Annotated in this window: 25 protein-coding genes; 5 read left to right on the forward strand and 20 right to left on the reverse strand. The window is 41.7% G+C overall.

The features are described from left to right. Positions 1–63 precede the first annotated feature (63 nt). From ES896_RS00590 to ES896_RS00625, 8 genes are all read right to left on the reverse strand, one after another. Entirely contained in the window at positions 64–1533 is a 1470-nt protein-coding gene (locus tag ES896_RS00590) for a nicotinate phosphoribosyltransferase (protein ID WP_017358937.1), read from the reverse strand. 17 nt (positions 1534–1550) lie between these two features. Then, positions 1551–2102, reverse strand: coding sequence for a cysteine hydrolase family protein (locus tag ES896_RS00595; RefSeq protein ID WP_008345872.1), 552 nt, complete (start codon positions 2100–2102; stop codon positions 1551–1553). A 60-nt stretch (positions 2103–2162) separates the two neighbouring features. After that, positions 2163–2570, reverse strand: a complete 408-nt coding sequence (locus ES896_RS00600; protein ID WP_007500468.1) for a YueI family protein — start codon at positions 2568–2570, stop codon at positions 2163–2165. 27 nt (positions 2571–2597) lie between these two features. Continuing rightward, positions 2598–2846, reverse strand: a complete 249-nt coding sequence (locus ES896_RS00605; RefSeq protein ID WP_008345876.1) for a YueH family protein — start codon at positions 2844–2846, stop codon at positions 2598–2600. A 96-nt stretch (positions 2847–2942) separates the two neighbouring features. Next, positions 2943–3164, reverse strand: a complete 222-nt coding sequence (locus tag ES896_RS00610; RefSeq protein WP_008345878.1) for a spore germination protein — start codon at positions 3162–3164, stop codon at positions 2943–2945. 101 nt (positions 3165–3265) lie between these two features. Beyond that, entirely contained in the window at positions 3266–3487 is a 222-nt protein-coding gene (locus ES896_RS00615; protein ID WP_008345880.1) for a spore germination protein, read from the reverse strand. Between the two features lie 68 nt (positions 3488–3555). Continuing rightward, positions 3556–4659: an AI-2E family transporter gene (locus ES896_RS00620; protein ID WP_008345881.1), complete on the reverse strand. Its 1104-nt coding sequence runs from the start codon at positions 4657–4659 to the stop codon at positions 3556–3558. Between the two features lie 184 nt (positions 4660–4843). Continuing rightward, positions 4844–5080, reverse strand: a complete 237-nt coding sequence (locus tag ES896_RS00625; RefSeq protein WP_135226218.1) for a YuzF family protein — start codon at positions 5078–5080, stop codon at positions 4844–4846. A gap of 180 nt (positions 5081–5260) precedes the next feature. Here ES896_RS00625 and ES896_RS00630 point away from each other — a divergent pair, with 180 nt between their 5' ends. Beyond that, entirely contained in the window at positions 5261–6745 is a 1485-nt protein-coding gene (locus ES896_RS00630) for an esterase/lipase family protein (protein ID WP_017367965.1), read from the forward strand. On the opposite strand, the gene ES896_RS00635 is transcribed toward ES896_RS00630, so the two are convergent. The 8 genes from ES896_RS00635 to ES896_RS00670 form a co-directional block, all read right to left on the reverse strand. Next, positions 6742–7275: an HD domain-containing protein gene (locus ES896_RS00635; protein WP_007500462.1), complete on the reverse strand. Its 534-nt coding sequence runs from the start codon at positions 7273–7275 to the stop codon at positions 6742–6744. The two genes, ES896_RS00630 and ES896_RS00635, sit on opposite strands and share 4 nt — an antisense overlap. Before the next feature lie 144 nt (positions 7276–7419). Next, positions 7420–8163 carry a (S)-benzoin forming benzil reductase gene (locus ES896_RS00640; protein WP_026050140.1) on the reverse strand — a complete coding sequence of 248 codons (744 nt, stop codon included), beginning with the start codon at positions 8161–8163 and terminating at the stop codon, positions 7420–7422. 97 nt (positions 8164–8260) lie between these two features. Continuing rightward, on the reverse strand, positions 8261–8758 hold the full coding sequence (gene essA / locus ES896_RS00645) for a type VII secretion protein EssA (RefSeq protein WP_017367967.1): 498 nt from the start codon (positions 8756–8758) through the stop codon (positions 8261–8263). Next, positions 8739–11636 (reverse strand): type VII secretion protein EsaA, encoded by a 2898-nt coding sequence (esaA, locus tag ES896_RS00650; RefSeq protein WP_135226219.1) that lies wholly within the window; start codon positions 11634–11636, stop codon positions 8739–8741. The genes essA and esaA overlap by 20 nt, the downstream gene beginning before the upstream one ends. Further along, positions 11633–16108: a type VII secretion protein EssC gene (essC, locus tag ES896_RS00655; protein ID WP_135226220.1), complete on the reverse strand. Its 4476-nt coding sequence runs from the start codon at positions 16106–16108 to the stop codon at positions 11633–11635. The genes esaA and essC overlap by 4 nt, the downstream gene beginning before the upstream one ends. A 51-nt stretch (positions 16109–16159) precedes the next feature. Continuing rightward, positions 16160–17473, reverse strand: coding sequence for a type VII secretion protein EssB (gene essB / locus ES896_RS00660; RefSeq protein WP_135226221.1), 1314 nt, complete (start codon positions 17471–17473; stop codon positions 16160–16162). A 14-nt stretch (positions 17474–17487) separates the two neighbouring features. Next, positions 17488–17727 carry an ESX secretion system protein YukD gene (gene yukD, locus ES896_RS00665; protein WP_008345897.1) on the reverse strand — a complete coding sequence of 80 codons (240 nt, stop codon included), beginning with the start codon at positions 17725–17727 and terminating at the stop codon, positions 17488–17490. A gap of 95 nt (positions 17728–17822) precedes the next feature. Beyond that, positions 17823–18116 carry a WXG100 family type VII secretion target gene (locus ES896_RS00670; RefSeq protein WP_003213769.1) on the reverse strand — a complete coding sequence of 98 codons (294 nt, stop codon included), beginning with the start codon at positions 18114–18116 and terminating at the stop codon, positions 17823–17825. 407 nt (positions 18117–18523) lie between these two features. Between ES896_RS00670 and ES896_RS00675 the strand changes: the two genes are divergently transcribed. The 3 genes from ES896_RS00675 (at position 18524) to ES896_RS00685 (ending at position 21713) form a co-directional block, all read left to right on the forward strand. After that, positions 18524–19753, forward strand: coding sequence for a PucR family transcriptional regulator (locus tag ES896_RS00675; protein WP_007500450.1), 1230 nt, complete (start codon positions 18524–18526; stop codon positions 19751–19753). A 110-nt stretch (positions 19754–19863) separates the two neighbouring features. Continuing rightward, positions 19864–21000, forward strand: a complete 1137-nt coding sequence (gene ald, locus ES896_RS00680) for an alanine dehydrogenase (RefSeq protein WP_135226222.1) — start codon at positions 19864–19866, stop codon at positions 20998–21000. A gap of 116 nt (positions 21001–21116) precedes the next feature. Continuing rightward, complete coding sequence (locus ES896_RS00685; protein ID WP_008345905.1) at positions 21117–21713, forward strand: biotin transporter BioY; 597 nt, start codon at positions 21117–21119, stop codon at positions 21711–21713. 47 nt (positions 21714–21760) lie between these two features. Here ES896_RS00685 and ES896_RS00690 read toward each other — a convergent pair whose 3' ends face one another. Further along, positions 21761–23089, reverse strand: a complete 1329-nt coding sequence (locus tag ES896_RS00690) for a Na+/H+ antiporter family protein (protein ID WP_008345907.1) — start codon at positions 23087–23089, stop codon at positions 21761–21763. 139 nt (positions 23090–23228) lie between these two features. Continuing rightward, a complete protein-coding gene (locus ES896_RS00695; RefSeq protein WP_046344402.1) occupies positions 23229–24719 on the reverse strand; it encodes a leucyl aminopeptidase in 1491 nt (496 codons plus the stop codon). 326 nt (positions 24720–25045) lie between these two features. Here ES896_RS00695 and ES896_RS00700 point away from each other — a divergent pair, with 326 nt between their 5' ends. Next, positions 25046–25522 carry a divergent PAP2 family protein gene (locus ES896_RS00700; protein WP_008346791.1) on the forward strand — a complete coding sequence of 159 codons (477 nt, stop codon included), beginning with the start codon at positions 25046–25048 and terminating at the stop codon, positions 25520–25522. 40 nt (positions 25523–25562) lie between these two features. On the opposite strand, the gene ES896_RS00705 is transcribed toward ES896_RS00700, so the two are convergent. Next, positions 25563–26207 (reverse strand): 3D domain-containing protein, encoded by a 645-nt coding sequence (locus tag ES896_RS00705; protein WP_017358926.1) that lies wholly within the window; start codon positions 26205–26207, stop codon positions 25563–25565. A 99-nt stretch (positions 26208–26306) separates the two neighbouring features. Further along, a complete protein-coding gene (locus ES896_RS00710) occupies positions 26307–26627 on the reverse strand; it encodes a YuiB family protein (RefSeq protein WP_003212933.1) in 321 nt (106 codons plus the stop codon). Positions 26628–26653: the final 26 nt, after the last annotated feature.

A 26653-nucleotide genomic window follows, 5' to 3' on the forward strand; every position in this document is an offset into this window, starting at 1 on the left:
TTGAATCGTCCAACATGAAAAAAAAGAGACCATCTGGCTTGATGATCTCCTTTCCCGGGGTAATCAGCTTTCATAAAGCTCTTTTTTGATTTTATTTTTCACATCATGGATAAACTGCATCTTATTATCCCAGCATTTTTGACTCAAATCGACTGGGTATTCTTCTGGTTTGCTGATTCGTTTGTATTCCTCCCAGAAGAGTCCGAGACTGTCCTGCACATATGCTTGAATCGTTTGGATATCTGGATTATCATACACCAGCTTCCCTTGTTCAAAAATTGGGACATGAAGGTCCTTTGCCACAAAATTTGTCACAAATTTGCTGATAAATGTATGAACTGGATGGAACATTTTCAGCTTATCTTCACTTTGAACATCTTCTTCTTCAAGGGCAATGTAGTCTCCCTCAGAGTGATGATTCAATTGATTGATAATGCGATACACTCGTTTACGGCCTGGTGTTGTCACTTTCTCTGGGTTAGAAGAAATTTTGATCGTGTCATTCATCTGACCGTTTTCTTCAATCGATACAAGCTTATATACAGCACCAAGAGCTGGCTGATCGAATGCGGTAATCAGTTTCGTTCCAACACCCCATACATCAATTTTTGCACCTTGTGCTTTTAAGTTCATAATGGTGTGTTCATCAAGATCGCTTGATGCAATGACTTTTGCGTCATGGAATCCAGCTTCATCCAGCATCGTTCTCGCCTTTTTAGACAAGTAGGCAAGGTCTCCGCTATCAAGTCTGACCCCAATAAAGTTGATTTTGTCTCCGAATTCTTTCGCTACCTTAATCGCATTTGGAATGCCTGATCTGACCGTATCATATGTATCCACTAAAAAGACACAGTCTGTATGTGTTTCGGCATATTTTCTAAATGCAGTATATTCGTCGCGATATGCTTGTACAAGGGCATGGGCATGGGTGCCTGATACGGGAATATTGAAGCGTTTCCCTGCACGGACATTACTTGTTGCCTGAAATCCGCCGATCAGTGCTGCTCTTGCTCCCCACATGGCTGCATCCATTTCATGCGCACGTCTTGTTCCGAATTCTAATGCTGTCTCATCTTCAATGATTCCTTTAATACGAGCCGCCTTTGTTGCAATTAGCGTCTGGAAGTTCACGATGTTGAGCAGTGCCGTTTCAATTAGCTGCGCTTCAACAAGTGTTGCCTCGATGCGCATAATAGGTTCATTCGCAAAGACAATTTCTCCTTCTTTCATTGAATGAAGTGTCCCTGTAAAAGACAATCCGCTTAAGTATTCAATGAAATCGCTTTTATAACCGAGTTCATCTTTTAAATATGCAAGGTCGCTCTCGGTGAAGGAGAAGTCCGATAAATATTCAATCGCTTTCTCTAAACCAGCAAATACAGCGAAGCCGTTGTCAAATGGAAGCTTTCTAAAGAAGAGTTCGAAGACTGCCTTCTTCTCATGAATGCCGTCTCTCCAATACGTTTCTGCCATGTTAATTTGATAAAGATCTGTATGTAGTGATAAACTGTCGTCAATAAACCGATGCTCCAACTTCCATTCTCCTTCCCTTACTTAACCACTTTCGCACCAAGCGTATGCTCAAAGTGAGAAAGTGCCCACTCGTGCCCCGCTTCATTAAAACTCGCTACGGCATTCTCATGAATCACAAGTTCAAAGCCTTTATTGTACGCATCAACAGCTGTATGAAGTACACAAATATCGGTACACACTCCGGCTAGGTGAAGTTCAGTGATGCCACGCTCGCGCAGTTTCATTTCTAATTGAGTGCCTGCAAAAGCAGAGTATCTTGTTTTTTCCATATAATAGACATGATTTAAATGTGTTGACGTGTGAAATAGTGAACTTAGTTTTCCGTAAAGTTCAATTCCTTCTGTCCCGCGAATATTATGGGGCGGAAATAACTTTGTCTCTGGATGATATGGATCTTGCTCTTCATGATGATCGACGGCAAAAACAACAAAGTGTCCTTCATCAATAAATGAAGAAGTGATCTCTGTGATCTTCGACTCAATCGCCTGTCCAGGCTTTCCGCACGTCAGTTTTCCATCGTCTGCAACAAAATCAACTGTATAATCAATACAAATCAATGCTTTGCCCATCCGCATCTCTCCCATATGCTCTTTTGAATCATTATAGCTTATTCATTTCACTAGGGAAACCTATTCAACAGATTCACGAGAAAAAGCTTTTTGAAAAAGCTCATCTTCTATATAGATATGCTCTTGATTGATCGCATGCGGCACCTCTATCACAAGCCCAAAAGGTGAATGTGACTCGTGATGGTTGACCACTTTAAAAGAACAACCAGCGGCATTTGCCATTTTGACATATGGAGAATAAGAAGCATATGACAATTCACCATTTAAAAGAACAGTGGCCTCTCGGTTTGCCTTCAATACTTGCTCTACCTCTTGATACGATTTATGTCTCGATACTTGCCCTTTTGTCAGAGCGAGAAGAGCACGTTCTCTTAATGAGCCGAGAAACATTCTTCGTTCATCTGGTTTTGTTTCAGCATGTCCAAATATCCCTTGCTGCAAATAAAAGTCTACGGATTCTTCTTTCATTGCTGTGTTCACTCCTGGTTTCTGAATTTACATTTCTGTGACCCAGTGCACAATTTTTTGTGCAAGTTCACGGGCTTCGTCTATTTCTACTCTTTTGTTTAAAGATTGTTCTAGTGCTTGCTCAAGCTGCGTTTTTTCGTCTTCATACGCGATAGAAATACTCCATTCCATATCAGGTACAGCGACAAGCGTTTTATATTCTTTTTTATTTTCATGTAAATATACATTGTAGGTTGTTGGTTGCCCGCTTGTCAGATGCGCTTTTCTTATTTTCATTTGATGTGTTTTCCCCCCTTTTTCTTCTTCCTTCTTCTATCCATTGTACCATAAAAAAAGACAGCTTCTGAAAAGGAGACCCTTTCAAAGCTGGCGCTATGCGTTAAAGCTCTTTTGCTGGCTGATGAGGTTTGAATCCCAAACAAATGTGACGTTCGGATTGTTGAAAAATTGAACAAAATCTCCTGCATTATAGGTGCCTGAACCACCAGCGGAATGATCCACACTTTTTGGCGAAATGGCAAACACATCGCCGAAATGTGCAGAACCGTTTCCTATGACACGGTCAATATGAATGGGTCCAACAATTGCTGGCATCTTTCCACCACCTTTACTACCCTCATCATATGCCTAGCGGAACAATACGTGTCTATCCAACATAAAAAAGACAGCTGATATGTCCTATGATCAGCTGTCTTTTATGCATTAAATGATTGAGGCTGGCCAAACAGTGTAAAGTCCCAAAGCATGGTGGCATTCGGATCGCTTGTCAGGGACATATAATCACCTGAATTAAAAGCGCCCGCTCCACCGGTCGAGTGATCTACAGCCAAAGGGGCAATGGCGAGAACGTCACCAAAAGTAGCCGAGCCGTTTCCGCCTAAAGACTCAATATGGATGGGTCCAACAATCGCAGGCATCTTCCTTCTCCTCCCTATTCGCTTATGTGAGTTATGTTATGCAAAAAGGGAAAAGTTGTGCATCTGCCCTAAACGTTTAAATGCTGTTCTTTTCGAGAGCGCTGACGCAGCTGAACCAATCTGACAATATTGAGTGTGATGGCTTTCAGCAGCGCATAGACAGGAACAGCAAAAATCATGCCAAGGATTCCGCCAAAACTTCCTGCCCCAATTAATAGCAAGATAATTGTTAACGGATGTGTGTTGAGACGTTTTCCAATGATCAATGGAGAAATGACGTTTCCATCGATCTGCTGAACAACAAGAATGACAATAACAGTCACAACCGCTTTTCCAGGCGAATCAAGAAAAGCAATGAGCACAGCTGGCGCCGCACCAAGATATGGCCCAAGATATGGAATGACATTTGTCACCGCAATAATGATGCCGAGAATGAGCGCATATTTCACACCAATTAATAAGTATCCGATAAAACAAGCAACTCCGACAAATAAACAAACAACGATTTGCCCTTGTATGTAAGCAGCAAGCGTATCGTTTAATTCTTTAAAAATCTTCAATCCTTCCTTACGGTAAGGCATTGGCAAAAATTGAACGAGCTTGTCCGGAAACTTATGCCCGTCTTTTAGCATGTAAAATAAAATGAATGGAACGGTAATGACAGCGAGAGCAATATTCGCAATCACGCCAAACACCGCCGACATACTGGAAGCAATATTTTCCGGTAAATCTTTTAATGTCGAAACGATCGACTGTTCAAACTTCGAAACAGACACATAATCTTGGTTCATCATCCACGTAAATGTTTTAGAATGCGAGAAATCGTTGATAAATTTCTGCATGTCCGTGACATACCCCGGGAAGCTTTTGACAAGTCCACCCACCTGCGTGACAATGACAGGTCCAGCAGCATTGACAACAAACGTGATAAGCCCGATGAATAGGAGATAAATAATCAGAATGGCGAGCGTCCTAGGTATCTTCTTCGACAAAAATCGAACAATCGGATTAAAGATGAAAAAGAGAATACCTGCCAGTAAAATAGGAACAAACAACGTTGAAGCAAATAAAATGATCGGCTGAAATAAAAATGAAACTTTTGTTGATACATACACAATCAGTAAAACCAGTAATATTTGGAATGTCCAAAAATGAACTTTAGATTTTAACAAAGATGCTCCTCCTGTTACGTATTGACCTTATTAAAAAACTACTATTCAACCCACCTTCTGTCAACTGCTTCTTGTTTTAGAACCATATTTTTTGAAAAAAAAAGAACAATTGGTATATCATGCACTTTTTCCAGATATACATTCTGTAAGCATTGAAAAAAGCAGACACCTGTGCGTCTGCTTGTTACACTCTTTCACTGTGATCAGGCATCACCGACACGATTTGCTGGATCCGCACATAAAACACTGATTTTGCCCCCGCCTCAATCACAATATGATCCGGCATCACTTCCTTCAACTTTCCACGTACTGTATCTTTCACTGTTTGAACAATCAATCTCATACCGACTACTTTCTGCAATGTTTGATAAACATATGGATCAACTAATGAAACAAGCTGTGGTCTTCCTTGTTGTGCCATGCTACCTGCCCCTTTACTTGTGTATTTACCCACAGCGTATGCAATGACCCATGTGAGTGTCACTCAGCAAACCCACAACATTATTACCGTATTTTTACATTTCATATTTTTTTACAATTTTTAGAAGTATAATAGATTGGTGCTGCCAACATCTTAAATTATTTGAAGAGGTGAATGATCTTGAAAAAATTAATCTGTATCGTTGCTGTCATGCTCTTACTATCCTCTGCAAGTTATGCGCACGCAGGCACAATTGGAGATGCACCTGGTACACCAGGGAAGTGGTTTAAAGGAGAAGAACCGGTACAAAAAGACCTGTCAAAACCCCCACTTGTTTTTGTTCATGGCATAAACAGTTCTTCCTCCACATGGTCTGATCGAAACGATATGGCAAAACAAGCTGTTCTGAACGGATACGAAAGCGCGTTCATAGATTTGTATCCAGATCAGGACATGAAAAAGAATGGGAAACTATTAGCAGAAAAGTTAAAAGAAATCTATGAATTTTTCGGCAGAAAACTGATCATAATCGGTCATAGTAAAGGCGGAGTGGATACGCAGGCTGCCCTCGTGTATTACAACGCTCATCCATATGTAGAGAAAGTCATCACACTTGGCTCTCCACACTATGGGACGCCGCTTGCGGATTTAGCCTATAGCAAAGGCGGAAGCTGGCTTGCGCAAATCCTTGGACAAAAGAGCGACGCGCTCTATTCTCTGCAAACCGGGATGATGGCAGCTTTTCGAAGTGAAACCGACCAGCTGGAGACGTTCCCTCATAAGTATGTAACCTATTCTGGTTCAGATTGGGGAACCTTTGGCGGAGTGCTTTATTTAGGCGGCATGTATTTAAAAAGCTTTGGTGCAAACGATGGCGCTGTGACGGTCAGCAGCACAAAGCTAGCATATGCAAACAATATTTTAACAGGAAAATGGGATCACTTTTCGATCAAAAACGGCACAAGCATGTTCCCCGTATTTCAGGCACAGCTGCGTGCAAGTACCGCAAGCGCTGAAAGTGAAGACGAACAAGAGCAAGAACCAGTCTCTTCGGAGCTAAATACAAACGTTTATGTGAAAGGTGGAGAAAGTGAAAAGGATAAAACAGAAGCGTTCTATGTAGAGGAAGGAACGAATGGCCTATCGATTCAGTGGTTAAATGAAAGACAGGAAGCCAATCCGGAAATCGTTGCGCCAAATGGAGATGTCTTAACCAATTTGACGACATCCGAAGCATCATTCCCATATGAAGGCGCCTATTCACACCATGTGCAAATCAATAAACCCGTTCCAGGAAAATGGACGATTCGATCAAATTCAGGAAAAAAGGATCCTTATTTGCTACTTGTATCCTTTGATTCACCATTGAATGAAGAAATCAAAATCGCTGCAGCGAAATCAGGAGATGCATCGACACATTCGAGCAAGCTGATTAAACGATTAAGCAAAACTGTAGAGACCACTTATTTTAAAGATGCCGAGTTGGATCATCCACTGAAAACGAGCTCTTCATCTGCCGTTCAATTGAAAAAAGAAGGTGCTTATTCCGTCACGGTTCATTACACAGGTCTCACTGCGTCAGGGACGTCGGCATTTAACCGTACTGTGATCCGCACATTGTATGTGGATCAGCACGGAACGATTCATGGAGATATTCCATATTAAACAGAGCGTTTCATGGGCTGAAGCGCCTGCTGCACCTTCTCATCCAAATCAGCAATTTTTTTGAGCGCAAGTGATTCATCTATTTGTCTGTAATGATGGTGTCCACCAGGCTCTTCGTCCATTTCATCTGCTTTCTTCACAATTTGCTGGAGTGTGTCCTTATGCAGGTCGCCCTCTGGCAAATATGAATCTGTGTGAAGCAAAATCGCAAGGGCAATCTCTTTGGCTGCTTTTGGTTCCTCGCCGAGCCGTATGAGCAGTTTATGTGCCCGCTCTGCCCCTTTAATGGCATGAATATCATTTCGTCTATATGTCTCGTAATCCCATTCTCCGCCTGCTGTATACCATTCATAGTGGCCGATGTCATGCAAGAGTGCTGCTTTCACAGCAAGATCCGGGTTAATCCCCGCCTGCATCGCCAGTTTGAATGCGTGATAAGCACAAGCAATGGCGTGGGCTTTTCCTGAACGATTTAAATATTTTTGAGCGACTGGATGGGTGTAAACATCCATTAATGTAACCTTTCTCATGGAAACCCCTCCTTATCTATATTTTTAGCATCCTAACATATTCTGAAAAGAAACTCAAATGTTCTGTCATATTTCCGATGAGTCTCAAAATTAGCTTATGCTCGATAAGCTGTCTTTGCTTGTACAATACGAAAAAAGCAGCCGTTATGACTGCTTTTTTTCATACTCACGGGCATCGTATACACAACCGCTAGCTGGGTCATCTGCTAGTAGGTCTAGTAAAATACCGGCCACTTCATCTGGGCTCTTTAGCGTACCTGTTTCATGTAATTGCTGAAACCGCTCAATTTGTTCAAAGTCCTGTTTGGAAGATTTCCGAATCTCTCCCTGCATATCCGTATCAATCGTACCGGGTGAAAAGGAAAACGTGGTGACAGGATATGCTTCGTCCTGCTGTTCCTCATGTAAAGTCCTCATAAACATATCAAGCCCTGCTTTTGAACTGCAATAGGCACTCCATCCTTTGTACGGGTTTTTAGCTGCCCCAGAAGAAAGATGCACGATGGTTTTCTTCCCATCAAGAGATTGTGTCTCCCTCACAAACACATGGCTGAGCAAAACAGGGATGACAAGGTTCAGCGTATAATGCTGATGAAGCGTATCCTCTCCGCCTTGCCCTGCACGTTTGATAGGAGTCACCATTCCTGCATTATTGACAAGCAAGATGTCATCAGCGTCTGCGAGAGTTTGCGAGGACAAGATGCCCTGAAGCCACTTTGCAGCCGATTCCTCATCAGTGAGATCAACCTGTGAATGCGTGAGGTGTGGGTGGGATAGTGGCGACTCACTTCTTGCAGCGGTATACACGTTATCCCCACGTGAAAGTAGCTGTTTGACAAGTGCTAAACCAAATCCTTTTGATCCGCCTGTGACGATTGAAATTCGAATGACAATCTCCTCCCTTGATAACACTATTTTAAATAGTGAATCGGTATCACATCAAGCAATCTGCATAAAGAAAAGCCTGCCCTTTTCAAAAGGCAGGCTATTTCTTTTCCGTCTTCACATTCACTTTTGGAATCAGAATGATCATGACAATGATGCCACAGGCGATCAAGATGCCAAAAATGATTGGCAGAAGCGCCGATCTCTGCTTTTCATGATCATCGCCAGAAGGCGTTGATACAGCCGAATCGCTGAAAGAGATATTCATCTCTTTCATCATACGAGCTGGCGTTTTAGGCGGATTTTCTTTCAGATCACTAAAAATTTGTGGCGAAAGTTGACCACCAGAGGTCTTAGGCGGGTCAGCAAAGTGAATGTCCGTTTTGACTTTAGATGTTGTTTTGCTTTGTTCGTATTTCGTTTGATCCCTCAATATACTCGAATTAATATTGAGGTTCTTTTCTTGATATTCATTCGGCTTGACATTCGTATCCGTATCTTCACCTGTAGCAGCAAAAGCAGCAGGACTGAGGAGAAAAAGGGATATGACACCAAGTGCCATCCCTTTGACGAATAGATTAAGCCTCATGAGTGACATCACGTTCCTCTGTTTTGTCTTTCCATAGCTTCTTCACTAGTGGAATGACCATGAACAATATCGTTAAAATCAGTAGCCCTGTGATGCCCATACCGAAGTTGTCTCCATTTCCATATTGGATAGACAGATACACGTCTGTCACTGGATTTGTAAAATGGAAGTTTGGCATGACCAAATCAATTAACGGTGCAACAAAGAAGAATATAAGCGCCGTTGCTGCCATCCATCCGGCAATTGAACCGAAAAGGAAAGCTGTGCGAATAAAGGCAGAGCATGCCACTAGCAGCAAAATCGTAAAGATGGACCATTGAATGGCTTGGTCATCAGCTAGTTTGTAAATGTTGAGTCCAAACAGGCTGATCATGAGCCCGACTAGCAGATTTAAAATACCAAACAGTGCACCTTTGACCAGCATTGGCGCTGACGCATAATACGAGCTAAAAAAGCCAATCAACAAACTGCTGATCATGACAATAACCAAAATGACTACTGGCGGTACAGTCTGCGTTTTTTCTTCTGGCACATCGCCGCTAATTTTCAACGGATTGGCTAAATGGTTATACACATAGTTGCTGTTGCCTTGATCGTCTAAAGTGTTGCCTAAAATACCCTTTAAATCTTGTTGAACAAGCTTTGTAGAATTGACATTCTTACTCCAGTTTTCGTTCAGGGTATCTGCTTTTTCTTGAACGGTTGTGACACTTTCTTCAATGTTATTCGTATAATCGGCCACCCCTTTTTGGCGGTCGGTTAACGAACTCATATTTTCAGAAAGACGAAGCACTTCCTGACCAATTGAATCCTGTGCACTCACAACAATCGAACTGCCCGCAAGGTCTGCCGTATACACCGCATCTCCTTGATCAGCCATTTGTTCAGCTACTGTGTCCGCACTTTCAGAAATGGCATTTAACTCCTGTTCCATGCTTGCCTGCTGAGTCGAAATGTATTCTGCGTAGCCATCTGAGAATTTTTGCATCTCATCAATAAAGGTAGACACATCATCATTTGACGTCAGCATTTGATTTTTGAGTGTATCCCAGTTTTCCGTTTCTTCTTTTTTGATGGAAAGGATGGACTGGATTTCATCTCCTTTTGTGTCTAGTAGAGATGAATTGTTTGTTGGTTGATATAGGTTCCCAAGCATCATCTCTAGCTGAGACAGTTGATTGGAGTATTCCATTAACTTTTTGGTGCTTGTTGAATTTGTTTTAAACTCTTGATCAAATATTTTCGTATTCACAGTGTTGCCAATCGGCGAGTTTACTCGTTTCAGCTCTTGCACTTTGTTTAAAATAGAGGATTCCTGATTTTTGATTTCATTCGGAATGACGTTATATCGATCTTGTAACCTTAGAATCATCTTTTCAAGCTTCTCTACTTTTTTCGTGAGGCTTTCAAGCTCCTTACTCATTTGACTTACTTTGTCTTTCAATTGGTCGTTATGAGCGGCCGCTTTTTCTTGAATCTTCTTTTTCACTTCTTCTAAACGATTAGACAGTGCTTTTAGGTCATCTTTTGATTGATTCGTGCCGCTGTTATCTGGCTGAACAGCATCCTGACCGTTTTCACCCTCTTTATCATCTTCATTAGTAGGAGGTGCAGTCTGATCTTCTAATTGATCAGCTAGATCGTTCATTTCTGATGAAATTTGCGAGAGTTCATTTGTTTCATCATCTAAGTTAATGCCAATCTCTTCTGGGTTCTCATTATCTTGATCTGATTGCCCGTCATCATCAGGATCAGCTGGCTGCTCGGGTGCGTTGATTAGCTCTTGCCTTTTTGCTTCTAGCTTATTCTGCAAGGCGATGATCTTACTTTTATAGGCCTCTAAGTATTGACCTTCATAATTCTTCAATAGTTCTTCTTGAGACGCCTTCACAAGGTCCGTTAATCCCGACGATTGCTTAGGAATTACGTCTTCTCTTGCCCTTTGAACAGATTGAATTGCGCTGTCCGTTGTTTTAAGCTGACTTTGGACCCCATTGATATCGGTTTTGAGTCCGCCCATTTGATCGCTAAAGCTGCGGGCATTTTGGTTTTGAATCTCAGCAAGCTGTTTGAGTCCTTGCTGGATTTGTTTTTTGCTTGTCGATTGCGCTTTGATCAAGAGATCCTTTTGTTTGTCTTGATACTGCTGATATTGATCGACTACTTTTACGAAATCCTTCAGCTGGCTTTTCGCTTCTTCTGTTGTACTTAAACCGTCTTTATACTGTTTTTGTGAATCGGCCATCGCATTTTTTAGTTCTTCTATTTGTTTCTTCTGCTGCTGGACGGCATCAGATAGTTTGTTTGAATTTGGCTTATAGAAGTTGTACATCGTGTTTTGGAATTCGACCTCTTTGCCAACAATATGCTCAAACTCTTCTCTGACATTGCCGATTTCCTGTGATACAAAACTCCAATATAAAGTCGACATTTGTTCATTCATTTTCTTTTGAGCATTTTCTAGCTCTCTTTGTACTTTTTCTTTATTTACTGCATTCAGCTGATCTTGGATCGAGAATTGGATAGATGCCTTCTCAGGATGATCCTTATCATAGCTCAGCACATTTTTAGAGAAGTCAGATGGAATATAGAGAACTGCATCGTACTTTCTATTTTTCAGGCCATTTTCTGCCGCACTTCGATTGACGACTGTCCATGTGTAATCTGGACGTTCTGATAATGCTGCCACCACATCCTGTCCGAAACGAGCGGTATTTTCACTTTCGCTCGCCCCCATATCCTCATTGACCACGGCAATGTTACGTGTGGCATTCTTTTTCTGTTTTGCCGGATCATCCCCAATGAGATGGAAAAATAGAACCGGCAAGACGAGAATCAGTATCATGGTCGACACGATTTTGATGGAGCTTTTTTGCTGCTCTGTCATTGAACACTCTTCCTTTCTACCGCACATAAAGGAACCTGGATTTTCTTCTCTTTCCCGTTTTCAACCAAATATCCGAAGCCTGGCTGAATCTCTGGTTCTTGTCTTGCATACGGAAGCGGTATGATGTTTTGCTCTGATTTTTTCATCAGTAACATGGCATGACGAACCTGTTTGATTTCGTTTGTGAGTGCATCATAGCCTTTACTGAATTCGGTATGATTTCCTGATGCGATCAGGCTGAAGCCTAAGTGTGCATATGACTTCATGAAATCAGCCAATTGATCTTGAAGACGCGGGTCGATTGTCTGCTGAAAACGCGTAATGCCATCAATCACAAGCACAATTTGAGAGAACGACAACTGATCAGTCTCTCCCCGGCGCACAGCTTCGACGTACATCTCTTCACGCACCTTGAATAAACGATCTATTTCCTCTGCCCATTCTGTGATATCATCCTTTGTTTCAAGGTAATCAATGTTCTCTTCTTTTGCATAATGAGAGAGCCCCCGATCAATCGAATCAAAGACGGCCAGCTTCTCAGGTTTTGCTACTAATAGCTGATCAAGCATCAGTTTGGTCACATTTGTTTTCCCTCGCTGCGTTTGTCCGATAATGAGGCAGTGTTTATTCTTCTTCAAGTCAAAGTAAACAGGTGCAACAGATTCCTCATCTAGTCCGACTGGAATGTCATACGGCTGTTTTTGTTCTTCTAAGCGACTCTCTAGCTCCCAAATGGTCAGTTTATCAGGAAGCATCGGCACAGGTTTTGGTTTTTCAGCTGATTCAAAGCGAGCATCTAGAAGCTGGATCTCTTGTTTTAAATGCTCAAACAATTCGAGATCGTTCTCTCCTTCAACTGGCAGGAACATTTGGGCAAAGTAAAGCTCTTCTTTGTTGATAATGACTCGTCCTGGAATCGGCTCTAAGCTGAATTTCGGTCTGCCAATAATGGAGTATGCTTCTCCTTGATCCATTAAGTAATGGACAATCTTTGTTTTCAAATTGTTCATAAGCGATTGACGGACTGCGTTGACACGAGTCGCTGTGATTAAGAAATAAATGCCTAACGATTGTCCATCACGGCTTAACTGAATAAATTCAGATTCGAGTTCATGCATTTCGTCTTTCACAATGTCAAAGTTGTCAATCACGATAAATATGAATGGAAGCTTTTTCTCATTCAGCGCATTGTACATTTTGATATGACTCATTTCCTGCTGTCTAAATAAACGCTTGCGATATTCAACCTCTTCACGAAGACGCTTCATCGACTTTTGAATCTTTCTCATTTGATCCATTAAGAAATAATCAGCCGTATGCGGAAGTTTGGCAAGCGGTAGCAAGGTGCCGTTACCGAAGTCATAAATATATGCATGCCATTCTTCAGGTGAATATCTTTCTGCGAAGCTCATGAGCAGTGTTGTTGCAGCAAGTGATTTGCCGTAGCCGGATGAACCGAAGATGCCAATATTTCCATCCTCCATCATTTGATAAGAAAGTGGATGCTGGCTTTGCTGATCTGGCTCATCGACAAGAGCGAAATGGAAGACGTGCTCTTCACTTGATGCATAACGTGTTTTTGGAATACGCTCTTCAAGCGGTGGAAGCCATGGACTCGGAAGCTTTTCAATTCCAAGCTCCTGCTGCATACGTTCAATTTCATCCACAACAGCGGAAATTTCCGTCACTGTCTCTTTTTTCACAGCTGGCTCTGTACTTACCCCTGATAATGGGATCAGTCCAGTGTCCGTTACAATGGCGATGTCATCTTCTGATCCGTAGCCATCTTCCATATACGGTGCACCACTCCAAGCCGATTGGAATAATTCATAGATTTCATTGTTCCCCACTTGTAAATATCCACGACCTGTCACGGTAATCGACGCTGCATCACTATTTTTCAAAATTTCCTTACTGTCTGATGCATCTTGTACCTTTAATGCGACTTTAAAGCGGGAGTTACTCCAAATTTGATCATCAATGACCCCGCCGGGCTTTTGTGTCGCCAAAATGAGATGGACACCGAGACTTCGTCCAATCCGCGCGGCACTGACAAGCTCTCTAATAAAATCTGGCTCTTCACTTTTTAATTCAGCAAACTCATCAGAGATTAAGAACAAATGAGGCATCGCCTGTTCCGCCTTTTTCTCTTTATAGAGTTTCGTATAGTCATTGATATGATTCACATGATACTGATCAAACAAGCGCTGTCTTTTCTTCAGTTCACTTTTAATAGAGGCAAGCGCTCTTTCACTAAAGTTTTTGCTGCCTTCAATGTTTGTGATCGTACCAAGTAAGTGCGGAATATTTCGGAACGGCTGCGCCATTCCGCCCCCTTTGTAATCAATGAGCAGGAACGCCACTTCATGCGGGTGAAAGTGTACAGCCAAGGATAAAATATACGTCTGTAAAAACTCACTTTTTCCTGATCCCGTTGTTCCTGCTAATAGACCATGTGGGCCATGTGCTTTTTCATGCAGATTCAGATCGACAATATCGTTTTTTCCTTTATAACCGATAGGCACAGATAATGACTTTGCTGTTTCAGATGTCAGCCATTTTTCACGAATGCCAATGTCATCTACCTGTTTGGCATGAAACAGGTCAAGGAAGGAGACCGTTTCTGGAATCGAGTTGGTCATCCCGACTTGATGATCTAATGTTCTTAAGGTTCTAGCAAACAGCTCATTGTCCGCTCGCTCATGTGCATCCAGCTGAAATGGAATTCGTACGGCCTTCTTATGCTGAATGAGAATATCTCCTTCTTCTTCGTTAATGTAACGAACAAGCGTTGAAATATTTTCAGCCAAGCTTTCCTTTGTTTCTGCCGCAAAGATAATTGAGATGCCTAAATCCGTCCGGCTGCCTTCTAGGTATTCTAAAATCACATGTTCCGCAATGAGTTCATGGTTTGTCACGATAAACACAAAGTGAGGCGTAAAGATTTTTTTCTCTTTTTCCTCTTCCAGATCACGCTCTCGCAAAATTTCATAAATAGAAGACAAAAGCTGATCACGTGTTTGTTCGTTGTATATAAACCCTTTCCCGTATGTATGAGGAAGTTGGAAGTGCGGCAGCCATTTCATCCATTCCCAGTTCTCATACTCCTGTTCATTAAAGATAAAAACAAATCTCAAATCATGATAGCTGTGCGAGAAAGCAAGCTGACCGACAAGCTGGTGAAGTTCATTTTTGACAATTGCCGGTTTTCCTATTAATCCGGTTGGACCGTCCGCAAGACCGAACGTAATCGGTACATCTTTTACCTCGCGATAGACGTTTTGCATATGCTGGGTTTGTTCCATTAAGTCATCGATGTCACGATTGGCCATATCGCCGCCGCTCGTCGATAATTCATAACTTGAAGGAACTGCACCTGTCCCTAGACGCAACTGTAAAAAATCATCACTGACAAGCGTCTTTTCCCAAATACGCCCGCTGATTTCTGACGTCAAATATTTCATTTGTTCAAAAGACGGATAATGATACGTTAAAATAAATTGTTGACGGTCATACAACTCTTGCAGCTCTTTCCGCTTATTTTCTAAGTAAAGAGAGTAAACGCGTTGCCGCTTCTCTTCTCGTCTTTTGCGCTGTGATTTCTCTTTAAAATATTGAACGGACGAAGTAATTAACGTCATAATAAACATCGCCATCGACACGACAATAAAGATACCTCGCGGCTGTACAAGGGCCACGATCCCCATGACAATCAGCATGACAAGCGGCGGAAGAACCACGAGCCAAAGTCCTCTGCCGTTATTTTCACTCTCCTGTGAAGGAAAGCTGAAAGACACCCGGTCATCTGGCAGATCGTAAATCAAACGTGGTGTTCGTCTATATAAAGGATATTTTTGTTTCGTTTCGGTACTCGGCGGCCTTGTTTTTTCTAAACTTGTTTGAAATGGTTCAAATGCTATTACTTGCAATAAATCATCATCTTTCAATGACAGCGTCAAAAAGTTCCAAAACAGCTCATCTCCAGCAAGAAGCTGCTGTGGACCGTGCAGCTGTTTCCCGTTCACATAGATCGTTTCATCTTGGGGAATCACATACCAAGCGCCTTCTATTTTTTCCAACGTGAAGGATTTGGCATTTTGAAACATTGAATGGGCTTCTTCTTTCCACACATCCGCTTCATCTATTTCTTCACTTGAAATAGTCACTTCGACTCTATTTCCTAGGTAATAAATGATTTGATCATGATGTGAATCCATCAACATGAGTGTGAGTGAACCAACCTGATATGGTTCATGTGGAAGTAAGTGACCTTTCTTTTTTTCGCCCTGATAAAGAGAAAAGCCGTCATTCGTTTCATCTGGAGATAAACGAATCAATCCTTCATCAAACGAAAGGGAAGGAATCGTTACTGTATGCTCTATTTCAGGTCCAATCACAGCTTCCCGGTTGAACTGCTCATCTAAACGGACGGTTTGATAATCTTCTTCATAAAAAACCCATAGAAGACTCAAACGCTCCACCTCCTCATCGGACAGCACCAACTGTCAGTTGTATCGAAAGAATTATTTTTTCTCATCTTTTTTCGTCTGAGAGGTTTTCTTTTTTGCATCAGATTCTTTCTCTTTTTTCTCCTGATCGGCTTTTGACTGCTCTTTTTGTTCAGCTGTTTCATCTGTTTGGCTTGCATCTGAGGAGTCATTGGTGCTCGTCTCCGTTGTTTCTTTTTCTTCATACTTCGCCATTTCCTTTATGATTGGATCTAGCTGTTTTTGTTTTTCTTCAGCAGATAGGCTGTCGTCATTTTGAATTTCATTGCGGTAGGCGACGAGTGCTGTGAATATGTATCGGTCGTCCCCGAGCACCCTTGCAATATCCAGAGCTTCCTTGCTATTGCCTTGTCCAATATGAATCCAGAACAGGAAGTATTGCGGGTCTGTCTGCAATGTGTACGTATCCGTGATTTCTTTTTTGTGCTGGTCAAGCAATAGATTCCCTTGATTCGTTTGCACATACGAAATGGCCAGTTCATATTGAAGAGAGACTGGCATTTGATCGGCTTTGTATTTTTCGAGCGTATCCACCACTTGGCTGTACTGTTTGTTGAGATAATATTTGTTCGCTTCCACATACGCTTCTTGTTTCGGCATGGCGAAAAAGAACGTGTAAATGGTATACACCAATGCAGGAATCAAAAGAACAAGGAGACCAAGTCCAATGTATCGTTCGATCTTCCATTTCTTTTTTGGAATGGTTAAGAGCGTCTTTTCTTTTGCTTCGATGGCTTCTATTTTTTGTTGAATTAATGCAGACAATTCTTCCAGTGACTGTGTATCACTTATTTCCTTTGCCTGTTCAGATAATTTCAATGTATCATGATAAGACAAATATTCTTGAAACTGATATTCATGGTCCACCACTCGAAGAATGACGGCTTTGACCTCTTTTAACAAACGATGTTCGTCGGTTTCATATGGCGGGATGCTTTCTTTGACCCCGTAATGCAAAAATGCAGGCGCTAAGCCTTGATGAAAAACAATGTTTTCAGGAGAAACAATAGGATGCAGCCGCTTCACGTCGTGTTTGCACACTGCATCGACAAGCTGGTATGAAAAAATCCATTTGCTTTTTTCATCCTTTGCATGGATGAAACGAAATTCCTGATAGGCAGGAGGCGGTTGAATCGAAATGATGACCTCACCTTCGGTTAATTGGATCTCTTTTTCAAATGAAGGATTGATGTCTTTAATCGGTGCCGCTTCTAAACCGTCTAAGAGTTTAATTGTCTCTCTTTGAAAAATGAAGGTGTAAGTGCCTTCCTCTTTTTTCATGACTGCTTCTAATTGTTCTTCTAAATAGGAACTCTTTTTATCTGCCATTTACAAAAGTCCTTTCATAGTATTTCCAGCCTGTCTCCTGTGGTGATTCCACAGTCTGACAGCTTATATTCGCCTGAAAACACAGCTTTCTTATTGACTACACGCACCCATCCGCCATCTCGTTTAGGTAGTGAGATTTGTTTTGCCTGCCAGGCGATATGGATGACTTGTTTAATATGTAAATAATTTGATAGTCTCAAATCAAACACACTGCCATCATAGTTTTTTAAGTCGATGGTAATATCGATATACACAAATTTCCACCTCACAAAATAGAAAGAGCGCCGGCATCAACTGACAGACTCGGCGCTTTTTCTGCTTTTCACACTTAGAAAGGAAATCCCTTTGATTAGCCGCGGATTTGGCTAGCGATGTCTTGGTCAGTGCTTTCAAGTGTATTTGCAGTTTGATCAAGCTGATTGCTGACATCTGTTAATAGATCAGACATTTTGATGAATGAAGGTTTAAGCTGTTCGTATTGATCAGCGAATGCTTCACTAGAAGCACCTTCCCACATTCCTTTTAGGTCAGAGATCATTCTATTTAGACGATCAACTTGGTTTAACACTTCTTGACTTTCAACACCATATTGCTTAGCGGTCGCTCTTAGTTCTTCTGGGGTTACGCGAATAATTCCTGACATATTCCTCATTACCTCCCGTGCATAGCCGCCATATAATGGGCTAATCCACTTATTTTTTGACGTTATTATTATAAAAACAGAAATGATACACAGTCAAACAAATCTGTTTTTATTTTACAAAATGAGTCTATGGAATTACTGTTTTTTCGCTCTTTATCTAGTATTTAACAGTTTTTTGGTCATATATTCTTAATAAAAGGGCGTGCACTTCCATGAATCTTTCCGCCTATTGATTTTTTACTACATTATTATTGTACTATTTCTTTTTGTGATCAACGCATGACCAATGTGCTCATTTTTCAAGCTTTTTGTTTTTTTAATGATTATGGCATTTTTTTGTTGATTTACGTACCTGATTCTCTTCATAATGTAAGTACGTGAAATATTCGAAAAAGCAGGGGTTTTTTATGACAAAAAAGACAGATCCATTTAAGTATAGCCTTGATCGTTTAGAGGATGTGGCAGACCAAATTAGTGATGTGCTCAATTGCCCTATTACTATAGAAGATACTCATCATCGATTATTAGCCTATAGCACACATAATGATTTCACTGATCCCGCCAGAACTTCAACCATTATCTCCCGCCGTGTACCGGAAAAAGTCATTAATCGGCTTTGGAAAGACGGTATCATTCCTACACTCCTTAAAACAGATGAACCGCTTCGCGTACCTCAAATTGCAGAAGTCGGTCTATCCAGCAGGGTTGCCATTTCCATATGGAAAGACAAAGAGGTGCTCGGTTTTATCTGGGCAATTGAATCCACGCAGCCTTTTTCAGATGAAGAAATGGACCTTCTCAAGATGGCAGCACATGCCGTGAAAAACAAATTACTCAATTTACAAATTCGAAAAACGAAAACAGAAGAACGCAATCAGGAGCTATTTTGGAAGATGCTCACAGGACATATTCATGAAAAGGATGAGATGCTTGATCTCTTCTTGAGGCTTGGGATGAGGTGTCCAGACACGTATGCGATTATTATTTTTCGCCTTCGTGATGAACTGACAGAAGATACGGAAAAGAAGCTCTCCTATCTGCTTGAAACAACGCAGCAAGTGCAGGTGCTGTTAACGACTGTTGATTTTAACGAATTCATTATTCTTGTCTCGCCAAAAACAGAACATCCGCTTCAAGATATTAAACAATTCACAAGCGGCATGCTAAAGCAGTTGTCTGATCGGTATCAGCTCCATGACGTTCAAGCGGCCATTGGTGGAATTTACGATCACATTACTCATATTCAGCCATCCTATAAAGAAGCACTGGCCGTCTTAAAAACAAAAGAACGCTTTCCTGTGGAAACAGAACGATTAAACAGCTTTTCTGAACTGGGAATTTATCAATACTTAGATGTGCTGGCTGAAAAACGAAAGGGATCGTCTTATTCCAGTTACTCTTTATCAAAGCTTGAGGATTACGATCTCAGGCATCATTCCAACCTTGTCGAGACCCTTGAACGATTTATTGATTGTGACAGCAACGCCAATATCGCCGCAAAGCAGTTAAATATTCATATCAACACATTGAATTATAGACTGAAGCGGATTACGGACATTGCAGAAATTGATTTAAAAAACATGAATGAGAAAATGACTATTTATCTTGATATGAAGCTAAAAAACGTCCCTTTGTGAAATTTCACAAAGAGGCGTTTTTTAATTTTTTCATTCAACCGAAGAATTTTCTAAACTTTCAGGATACACTAGACATACAATATCAATAGATAAGCATAGGAGGAATTGATATGATCATCGGCATTCCGAAAGAGATTAAGAACAATGAAAACCGGGTCGCATTAACACCAGGAGCAGCATCTCAATTGCTTTCAGCTGGACACCAGATTTTAATTGAAACGAACGCTGGTTTTGGAAGCGGATTCACTGATGACGATTATGTATCTGTTGGTGCAGAGATTCTTGATCAAGCGAAAGATGTGTGGGCATCTTCTGATATGATTATGAAGGTAAAAGAACCATTACCAGAAGAATATTCATATTTCAGAGAAGGTCTGATCTTATTTACGTACTTGCACCTTGCAGCAGAGCCCTCCTTGGCTGAAGCATTAAAACAAAAAGGTGTAACAGCCATTGCTTATGAAACGGTAACGGACGGAAAATCACTCCCTCTATTAACGCCAATGTCTGAAGTAGCAGGTAGAATGGCTGCTCAGATTGGTGCTCAATTTTTAGAAAAGCCAAAAGGTGGAAAAGGCATTTTGCTCGCCGGCGTGCCAGGAGTATCGAGAGGGAAAGTCACCATTATTGGCGGCGGTGTCGTTGGAACAAATGCAGCGAAAATGGCGATCGGACTTGGCGCAGATGTCACCCTTATTGATGTAAATGCGGAACGATTACGTCAGCTGGACGATCAGTTTGGTCACCAAATGAAAACGTTAATGTCTAATCCTGTTAACATTGCAGATTCAGTGAGCGAGGCAGACCTGCTCATTTGTGCGGTTCTCATCCCAGGTGCCAAAGCTCCAACCCTTGTCACAGAAGAAATGGTGAAACAAATGAAGCCTGGTTCTGTCATTGTCGATGTAGCCATTGACCAAGGCGGGATTGTGGAAACAATCGATCATATTACAACACATGATCAGCCTACTTATGAAAAGCACGGCATTTTACATTATGCTGTTGCCAATATGCCAGGAGCGGTTCCGAGAACATCGACAGTTGCTTTAACAAACGTCACGGTCCCATACGCACTGCAGATTGCAAATAAAGGCGCTGCAAAAGCGATCAAAGAAAACAAGACAATTGCTGAAGGCGTCAATGTGATGAACGGACATATCACCTATGAAGCTGTCGCTCGTGATCTCGGCTATGATTATGTGCCTGTTAGTAAAGCCCTTGAAACCTCTTCCATGACCGAAGCTTAATATCTAGCCCGCCCTTTTCAGGGGCGGGTTTTATTGTTAACCTAAAATAAAAATGAGTTGACAAAAAAACCTCTTCCCCTTAATCTATTTGTACAGATAAGACAGGGGGAAATATCATGCAAAAGAAGACAAGAACAGCTGACTTTGTGCTCGTCGGGATGTTTGCTGCACTCATGGCTATCGGAGCCAATATCACATCCATTGTGCCATTTTTACAGGTCGGCGGAATCCCACTTACGATGCAGCCGTTTTTTTGTGTGCTTGCTGGTCTTTTGTTGGGCAGACGACTTGGCGCATTGGCCATGATTGTCTATGCTCTTGTTGGGATCGCTGGTGCACCTGTATTCGCACAGTTCTCGGCGGGTCTCGGCGTTATTTTAGGAAAAAGCGGTGGCTTTGTGTTATCATACATTCCTGCTGCTTGGCTTGCCGGATTCATTCTTGAAAAAAGACAAAACCCTGGTTTTGGCCGCTTTTTATTTGCAGCCATTGCAGGAACGACCGTGATGTATGTGATCGGGACAACTTATACATACATCGCATTAAATGTATGGCTGAACGCACCAATCTCTTATCAAACTACATGGTTCTTCATGATTTGGTTTATGGTAAAAGACTATGCGCTGACCATCCTCCTTGCGATGCTGGCACCTAAAATTTATCGATCAGTTTCAAAAGCCACATCCTTTCGAAAAGAACAAACAGCTTCCTAATATCAGAAAAGGTTCCTTTACTCTATGAGTAAGGAACCTTTTTTCATTTATAGCATAATTGCCGCAAGCCAGCCGAACAAGACGAGCGGGATATTATAAAAAGCGAATGTTGGGACACATGTACCCCAAATGTGGTGATGCTGTCCATCCATATTCAGTCCAGATGTTGGTCCGAGTGTACTGTCGCTTGCAGGTGAACCTGCATCTCCTACCGCCGCAGCTGAACCAATAATCGCAATAGTCGCCATCGGGCTGAATCCTAAGTGTAAACAAAGCGGGACAAAGATCGTCGTAATAATCGGAATCGTTGCAAATGATGAGCCAATGCCCATTGTCACTAGCAGACCCACCAGTAGCATTAAAATAGCCGCTAAGCTTTGGCTGTTTCCGATAAATTGAGAAGACGCCTTGACGAGAGATTCAATATCTCCTGTTTTCGTTAAAACATTGGCAAATCCAGCTGCAACAAGCATGACAAATCCGATAAATGCCATCATGTTCATGCCAGATGTAATCAGCGCATCTGCTTCATCGCGTTTCATCATTCCCGTTACAAACAAGACAAGCAAGCCTGCAAGCGCACCGAAGATCATCCCTTCGACTCCAAGGCTTTGAGAGAGATATAACTGAACAATAAGTGATACAAGGATCGCAAGTCCAGCAAAGAATAAGCTCTTTTTTGTATATGCTGATTTTTCTACATCCGTAATGTCACGATTCTCATATGTTTTTGGCTTACGATAGACAAAGAGTGAAACGATCAAGCCAAGAACCATGCCGCCTACAGGAATCAGCATCGCATACGGAATGTCTGCTAAATTCACTGTTAAACCTGCATCTTTCATGTTGTCACGAAGCATTCCGTGAAAAATCTGTCCAAAACCGACCGGAAGCAAAATATATGGTGCAGTAAGTCCGAAAGTCATCACACATGCTAGCAGTCTGCGGTCAATTTGAAGCTCGTTAAACACCTTTAATAATGGCGGGATTAAGACCGGAATAAAGGCAATATGAACAGGAACAACGTTTTGAGAAAAACAAGATACGATCAAAATGACCAGAATAATGAGCACTTTTGATAATGTTTTTCTTCTTGAATCGCCTTCTTTTCCAAGAAGCTTCACAGCTCCTTCGACCATGGCATCAGGAAGACCCGTTTTCGTCAGTGCGGCTGCGAATGCACCTAATAGTGCGTAACTAATCGCCACTGTCGCATTTCCGCCAAGACCGTCAGTGAACGCTTGAACTGTTCCCCCTAGACCTAATCCACCTGCAAGTCCGCCCGCTAAAGCGCCAAGTGCCAGCGCAATCACGACATTGACCCGCAGCAAGCTTAATATCAACATTAAAACAACCGCTAAAACAACTGCATTCATGGTGAAACCTCCGAAATCCTTTAGTTTACTAATGTAGTAGATAATTAAAGTACCAACGTATGTTACCATAGAAAATTTACTTCGTCAAATGGCGTATGTCCTACATAAAAAGCTCTGCCAGTTGGCAGAGCTTCCGTCGTTATTTCTTCGGTTCAAATCGTTCCACAAATGTTGCTAATGATCTGACCATCACACCTGTTGCTCCTGTTGGACCAAAGCATGAAGGCTTTTCTGTCGTGGCTGTTCCTGCAATATCTAAGTGAACCCAAGGGGTGTCTTCAGCGAATTCCCCAATGAATGCACCTGCCATGATCGCATGACCATCACGACCTGGTGAGTTATTCAGATCAGCCATTTTGCTGTTTCTTACTCGTTTTTTATCTTTTTCGGTGATTGGCAGCTGCCAAATCATTTCCCCACATTCTTCTGATGCCTCTTTAAACTGGGCATACAGTTCATCGTTATTGGTCATCACGCCTGTTGTTTCATTCCCAAGTGCCACAATGACACCGCCTGTTAATGTCGCAACATCCACAAGCACAGAGGCACCATGCTGCTTCGCATAGGTCACACCATCTGCTAAAACAAGACGGCCTTCTGCATCCGTGTTAAGCACTTCGATTGTTTTGCCGCTTAGTGAGACAATGACGTCATCTGGCTTCATCGCATCTGCTGAGACCATATTATCTGTTGAGGCGATGACCGCAATGACATTCTGCTCTGGACGAAGTTCACCAATGATTTCCATTGCACCTAAAACAGAGGCTGAGCCGCCCATATCTGTTTTCATCCCCACCATACTTGCTCTTGGCTTTAAGGAATACCCGCCTGTATCATACGTAATCCCTTTACCGACAAGACCGATGACGTCTGTCCATTCTTCCTTGCCTTGATATTTCAATACAATCAGCTTCGGTGGTTCTGTTGAGCCTCTATTAACGGCTAGAATAGCGCCCATTCCGAGCTCTTCCATTTGTTCTTTATCTAAAATTTCAATCTCGAATTCATATTTATAAGCAAGCTCTGCCGCATAGGATGCAAGATCAGAGGACGTGAGCATGTTCGGCGGCATATTCACAAGTGTACGAGCCGAATTGACAGATTGTCCGTAGACTTCGCCCACTTTCAGACTTGCCTGAATTTCGGCAGCATCATGATCCGTTGTTGCATAAACAAATTCGATAAAGCGATCCGGTTCATTCGTTTTATGTTTAAAATCTTGTAATTCATATGTAGCTAAAAGGCAGCTTTCAGAAAGGGCATGGGCTGCATCTTGAACAGGCAGATCCTTTCCTGTAAATGTATCAAGCAAAACCGAAACTGCTTGCTTTTTATCTTGATGAAGCTTTTTAAATAAATGCGCAAACACTTCCTTTGCCTCTTCAAACGTGTAATCTGACTCCTTCCCAAGCCCGACAAAATAAATACGTTTAATGCCGGTTTCAGGGGATGGGAAAAATTTCGAAAGCTGATTTCGCTTAGACGAAATATCGCCTTCTTTTAGTAATTCAGTGATTCTTCCTCCATGTAATTCATCCATTTCTTTTGCTTTTCCTGATAATTGGCTCTTTTGAAAAAGTCCGATGGCCAGTGTATCTTTATGTTGCAACTCATTTGTCGAGAAAAACATATTTATCACACGCTCCTTCAATGAACTCCATATTTCACATTGGAACTTCTATTATATCAAAATTTATGTGCTGATACGATCATTGCCAGCCTGTCTTCCCTTGAAGAACATTTATATTTTGGCACGCGGAAGGGTATCATGAAAAAGCGGCAGCGATCTATAGCAGCCTGTCCATGGTCTCCTCGTTCCACATCTACTTTCTTTAATGTTATAATGAACATGGACTTGGCAACAGTTCTTACTGCCATCATTTTTTTATCTTACTAGGGTAAATACTTTATCATTTCGCACGTTATTTTTTCTTAAAGAGAGGATGTTTCTTGTTCATGAGCGTACTGACGAATTTTCCGCTGCTTGCCAGCCTTGCAGCCATCTTTTTTGCACAATTTGTAAAAGTACCGATTCAATTTATCATTTCTAGACGACTAGATTGGTCGCTCATTACAAGCACAGGCGGAATGCCAAGTTCACACTCCGCAGCAGTAACAGCACTCTCAACAGCAGTTGCTTTAGAGCACGGGCTAGGAACATCTATTTTTGCCATTTCCGCCATCTTTGCCATTATTACAATGTTTGATGCGACAGGTGTTCGCAGACAGGCAGGAGAACAGGCAACTGTCCTGAACAAACTGGTCACAGATTTTAACCGGTTTGTTGCCGAGGCAAAGAACTTCCCAAATGCGGAAGAAAAAGAGAAGCAAAAGAAATTGAAAGAGCTTCTTGGGCATAAGCCGATTGAAGTCTTCTTCGGCGGCTTAACAGGAATCTTGCTCACACTCATCTTAGATTATTACTTCATGTAGAAACGAAAAAGCTTTGGACCTTTTGAGATCCAAAGCTTTTTTATTCTTTATTGGCTTGAAACTGCTGCCGGAACACTTGCATCGATTCTGCTTCATTCAACTGATTTAAGTCTTTTTCTGTCAGCGTCCCTTCACCCTTTTTAATCACATAAACGTCCAGCACTTTTTTACCCCATTCTCTATACACATCATCAACCGTTTCATAATATAAATCAAGCTTATGACCTTTAATCGCTTTCCCAGTATCTGCGACTACACCATAGCCATAATTGGGGATAAACAGGACAGTTCCTATCGGAAAGACAGATGGGTCCGCTGCCACGGTTGAATATAAATCACGTTTTACTTTGACGCCTGAATATGTAATGCCATATGCATGATGTTCTTTCGTCTTACCTGTTGATTCTACTCCTGCTGTATAACCTGTGGCGACAACCTTTTGCTTCGGATAATCGTTCCAATTAAATGCTTCTTCGAGAGAAACAGCACGCAAATCATCACTTTTCACCGCCATCGTCTGCCTTTTTGGATGCTTTAAAAAAGAAGATACGTGCTTACCGGCATCGGTCTCTTTCACCCATGCAGCGAGATCACTTGGTTCTACGCCAGATATGCCCGTAAAGCTTGTCATCAAGGCAAGCATAAACAGACCTGTCATGAACAATCGTTTCATCCATGTTTTCATTTCTATTTGTCACTCCTCTACCCATCTATTTGTTTCCAAACAAAATGGAAACTATGCAAAGGAGAAACAAAAAAACCCACTTGCGTGTAGACAAGTGAGTTAAAACATTTGATAGCCTCTTTTACGAAGGGCATTGATGACAAAACCTGAGGCAATGGCACCAATTAGACCACTTAATAAAATGATGATATCTGCCGCAGCAAGAGAAACGATGCGGTCTCCTATCCCGGAAAAAGCAATGCCTGGTTCTCTTACATAAGCGATCATCTTTTGATTATTGATAATGAAAAGGCATACAATTGGATATAAAATTGCCATAATCCATGACATTCTCAGCAGCATATTCAGCAAAAAGCCAATGCCGAAGAATAACACGAAAAATAAAATAACTGAAATGATAACGACTGGTAAACTGATCACTTCATCTCCACCCCCAAATATCCCAT

Source organism: Bacillus sp. 005/A4HT-01/001 (assembly GCF_004634445.1).
In the GTDB taxonomy this organism is placed as follows: domain Bacteria; phylum Bacillota; class Bacilli; order Bacillales; family Bacillaceae; genus Bacillus; species Bacillus altitudinis.

Bases quoted from the DNA above. Each gene is read 5' to 3' on its own strand.
- ES896_RS00595 (WP_008345872.1), bottom strand. From the start codon at position 2,102: ATGGGCAAAGCATTGATTTGTATTGATTATACAGTTGATTTTGTTGCA.
- ES896_RS00600 (WP_007500468.1), bottom strand. From the start codon at position 2,570: ATGAAAGAAGAATCCGTAGACTTTTATTTGCAGCAAGGGATATTTGGA.
- ES896_RS00605 (WP_008345876.1), bottom strand. From the start codon at position 2,846: ATGAAAATAAGAAAAGCGCATCTGACAAGCGGGCAACCAACAACCTAC.
- ES896_RS00610 (WP_008345878.1), bottom strand. From the start codon at position 3,164: ATGCCAGCAATTGTTGGACCCATTCATATTGACCGTGTCATAGGAAAC.
- ES896_RS00615 (WP_008345880.1), bottom strand. From the start codon at position 3,487: ATGCCTGCGATTGTTGGACCCATCCATATTGAGTCTTTAGGCGGAAAC.
- ES896_RS00625 (WP_135226218.1), bottom strand. From the start codon at position 5,080: ATGGCACAACAAGGAAGACCACAGCTTGTTTCATTAGTTGATCCATAT.
- ES896_RS00635 (WP_007500462.1), bottom strand. From the start codon at position 7,275: ATGAGAAAGGTTACATTAATGGATGTTTACACCCATCCAGTCGCTCAA.
- essA (WP_017367967.1), bottom strand. From the start codon at position 8,758: ATGTCACTCATGAGGCTTAATCTATTCGTCAAAGGGATGGCACTTGGT.
- esaA (WP_135226219.1), bottom strand. From the start codon at position 11,636: ATGACAGAGCAGCAAAAAAGCTCCATCAAAATCGTGTCGACCATGATA.
- essB (WP_135226221.1), bottom strand. From the start codon at position 17,473: ATGGCAGATAAAAAGAGTTCCTATTTAGAAGAACAATTAGAAGCAGTC.
- ES896_RS00670 (WP_003213769.1), bottom strand. From the start codon at position 18,116: ATGTCAGGAATTATTCGCGTAACCCCAGAAGAACTAAGAGCGACCGCT.
- ES896_RS00675 (WP_007500450.1), top strand. From the start codon at position 18,524: ATGACAAAAAAGACAGATCCATTTAAGTATAGCCTTGATCGTTTAGAG.
- ald (WP_135226222.1), top strand. From the start codon at position 19,864: ATGATCATCGGCATTCCGAAAGAGATTAAGAACAATGAAAACCGGGTC.
- ES896_RS00685 (WP_008345905.1), top strand. From the start codon at position 21,117: ATGCAAAAGAAGACAAGAACAGCTGACTTTGTGCTCGTCGGGATGTTT.
- ES896_RS00690 (WP_008345907.1), bottom strand. From the start codon at position 23,089: ATGAATGCAGTTGTTTTAGCGGTTGTTTTAATGTTGATATTAAGCTTG.
- ES896_RS00695 (WP_046344402.1), bottom strand. From the start codon at position 24,719: ATGTTTTTCTCGACAAATGAGTTGCAACATAAAGATACACTGGCCATC.
- ES896_RS00700 (WP_008346791.1), top strand. From the start codon at position 25,046: ATGAGCGTACTGACGAATTTTCCGCTGCTTGCCAGCCTTGCAGCCATC.
- ES896_RS00705 (WP_017358926.1), bottom strand. From the start codon at position 26,207: ATGAAAACATGGATGAAACGATTGTTCATGACAGGTCTGTTTATGCTT.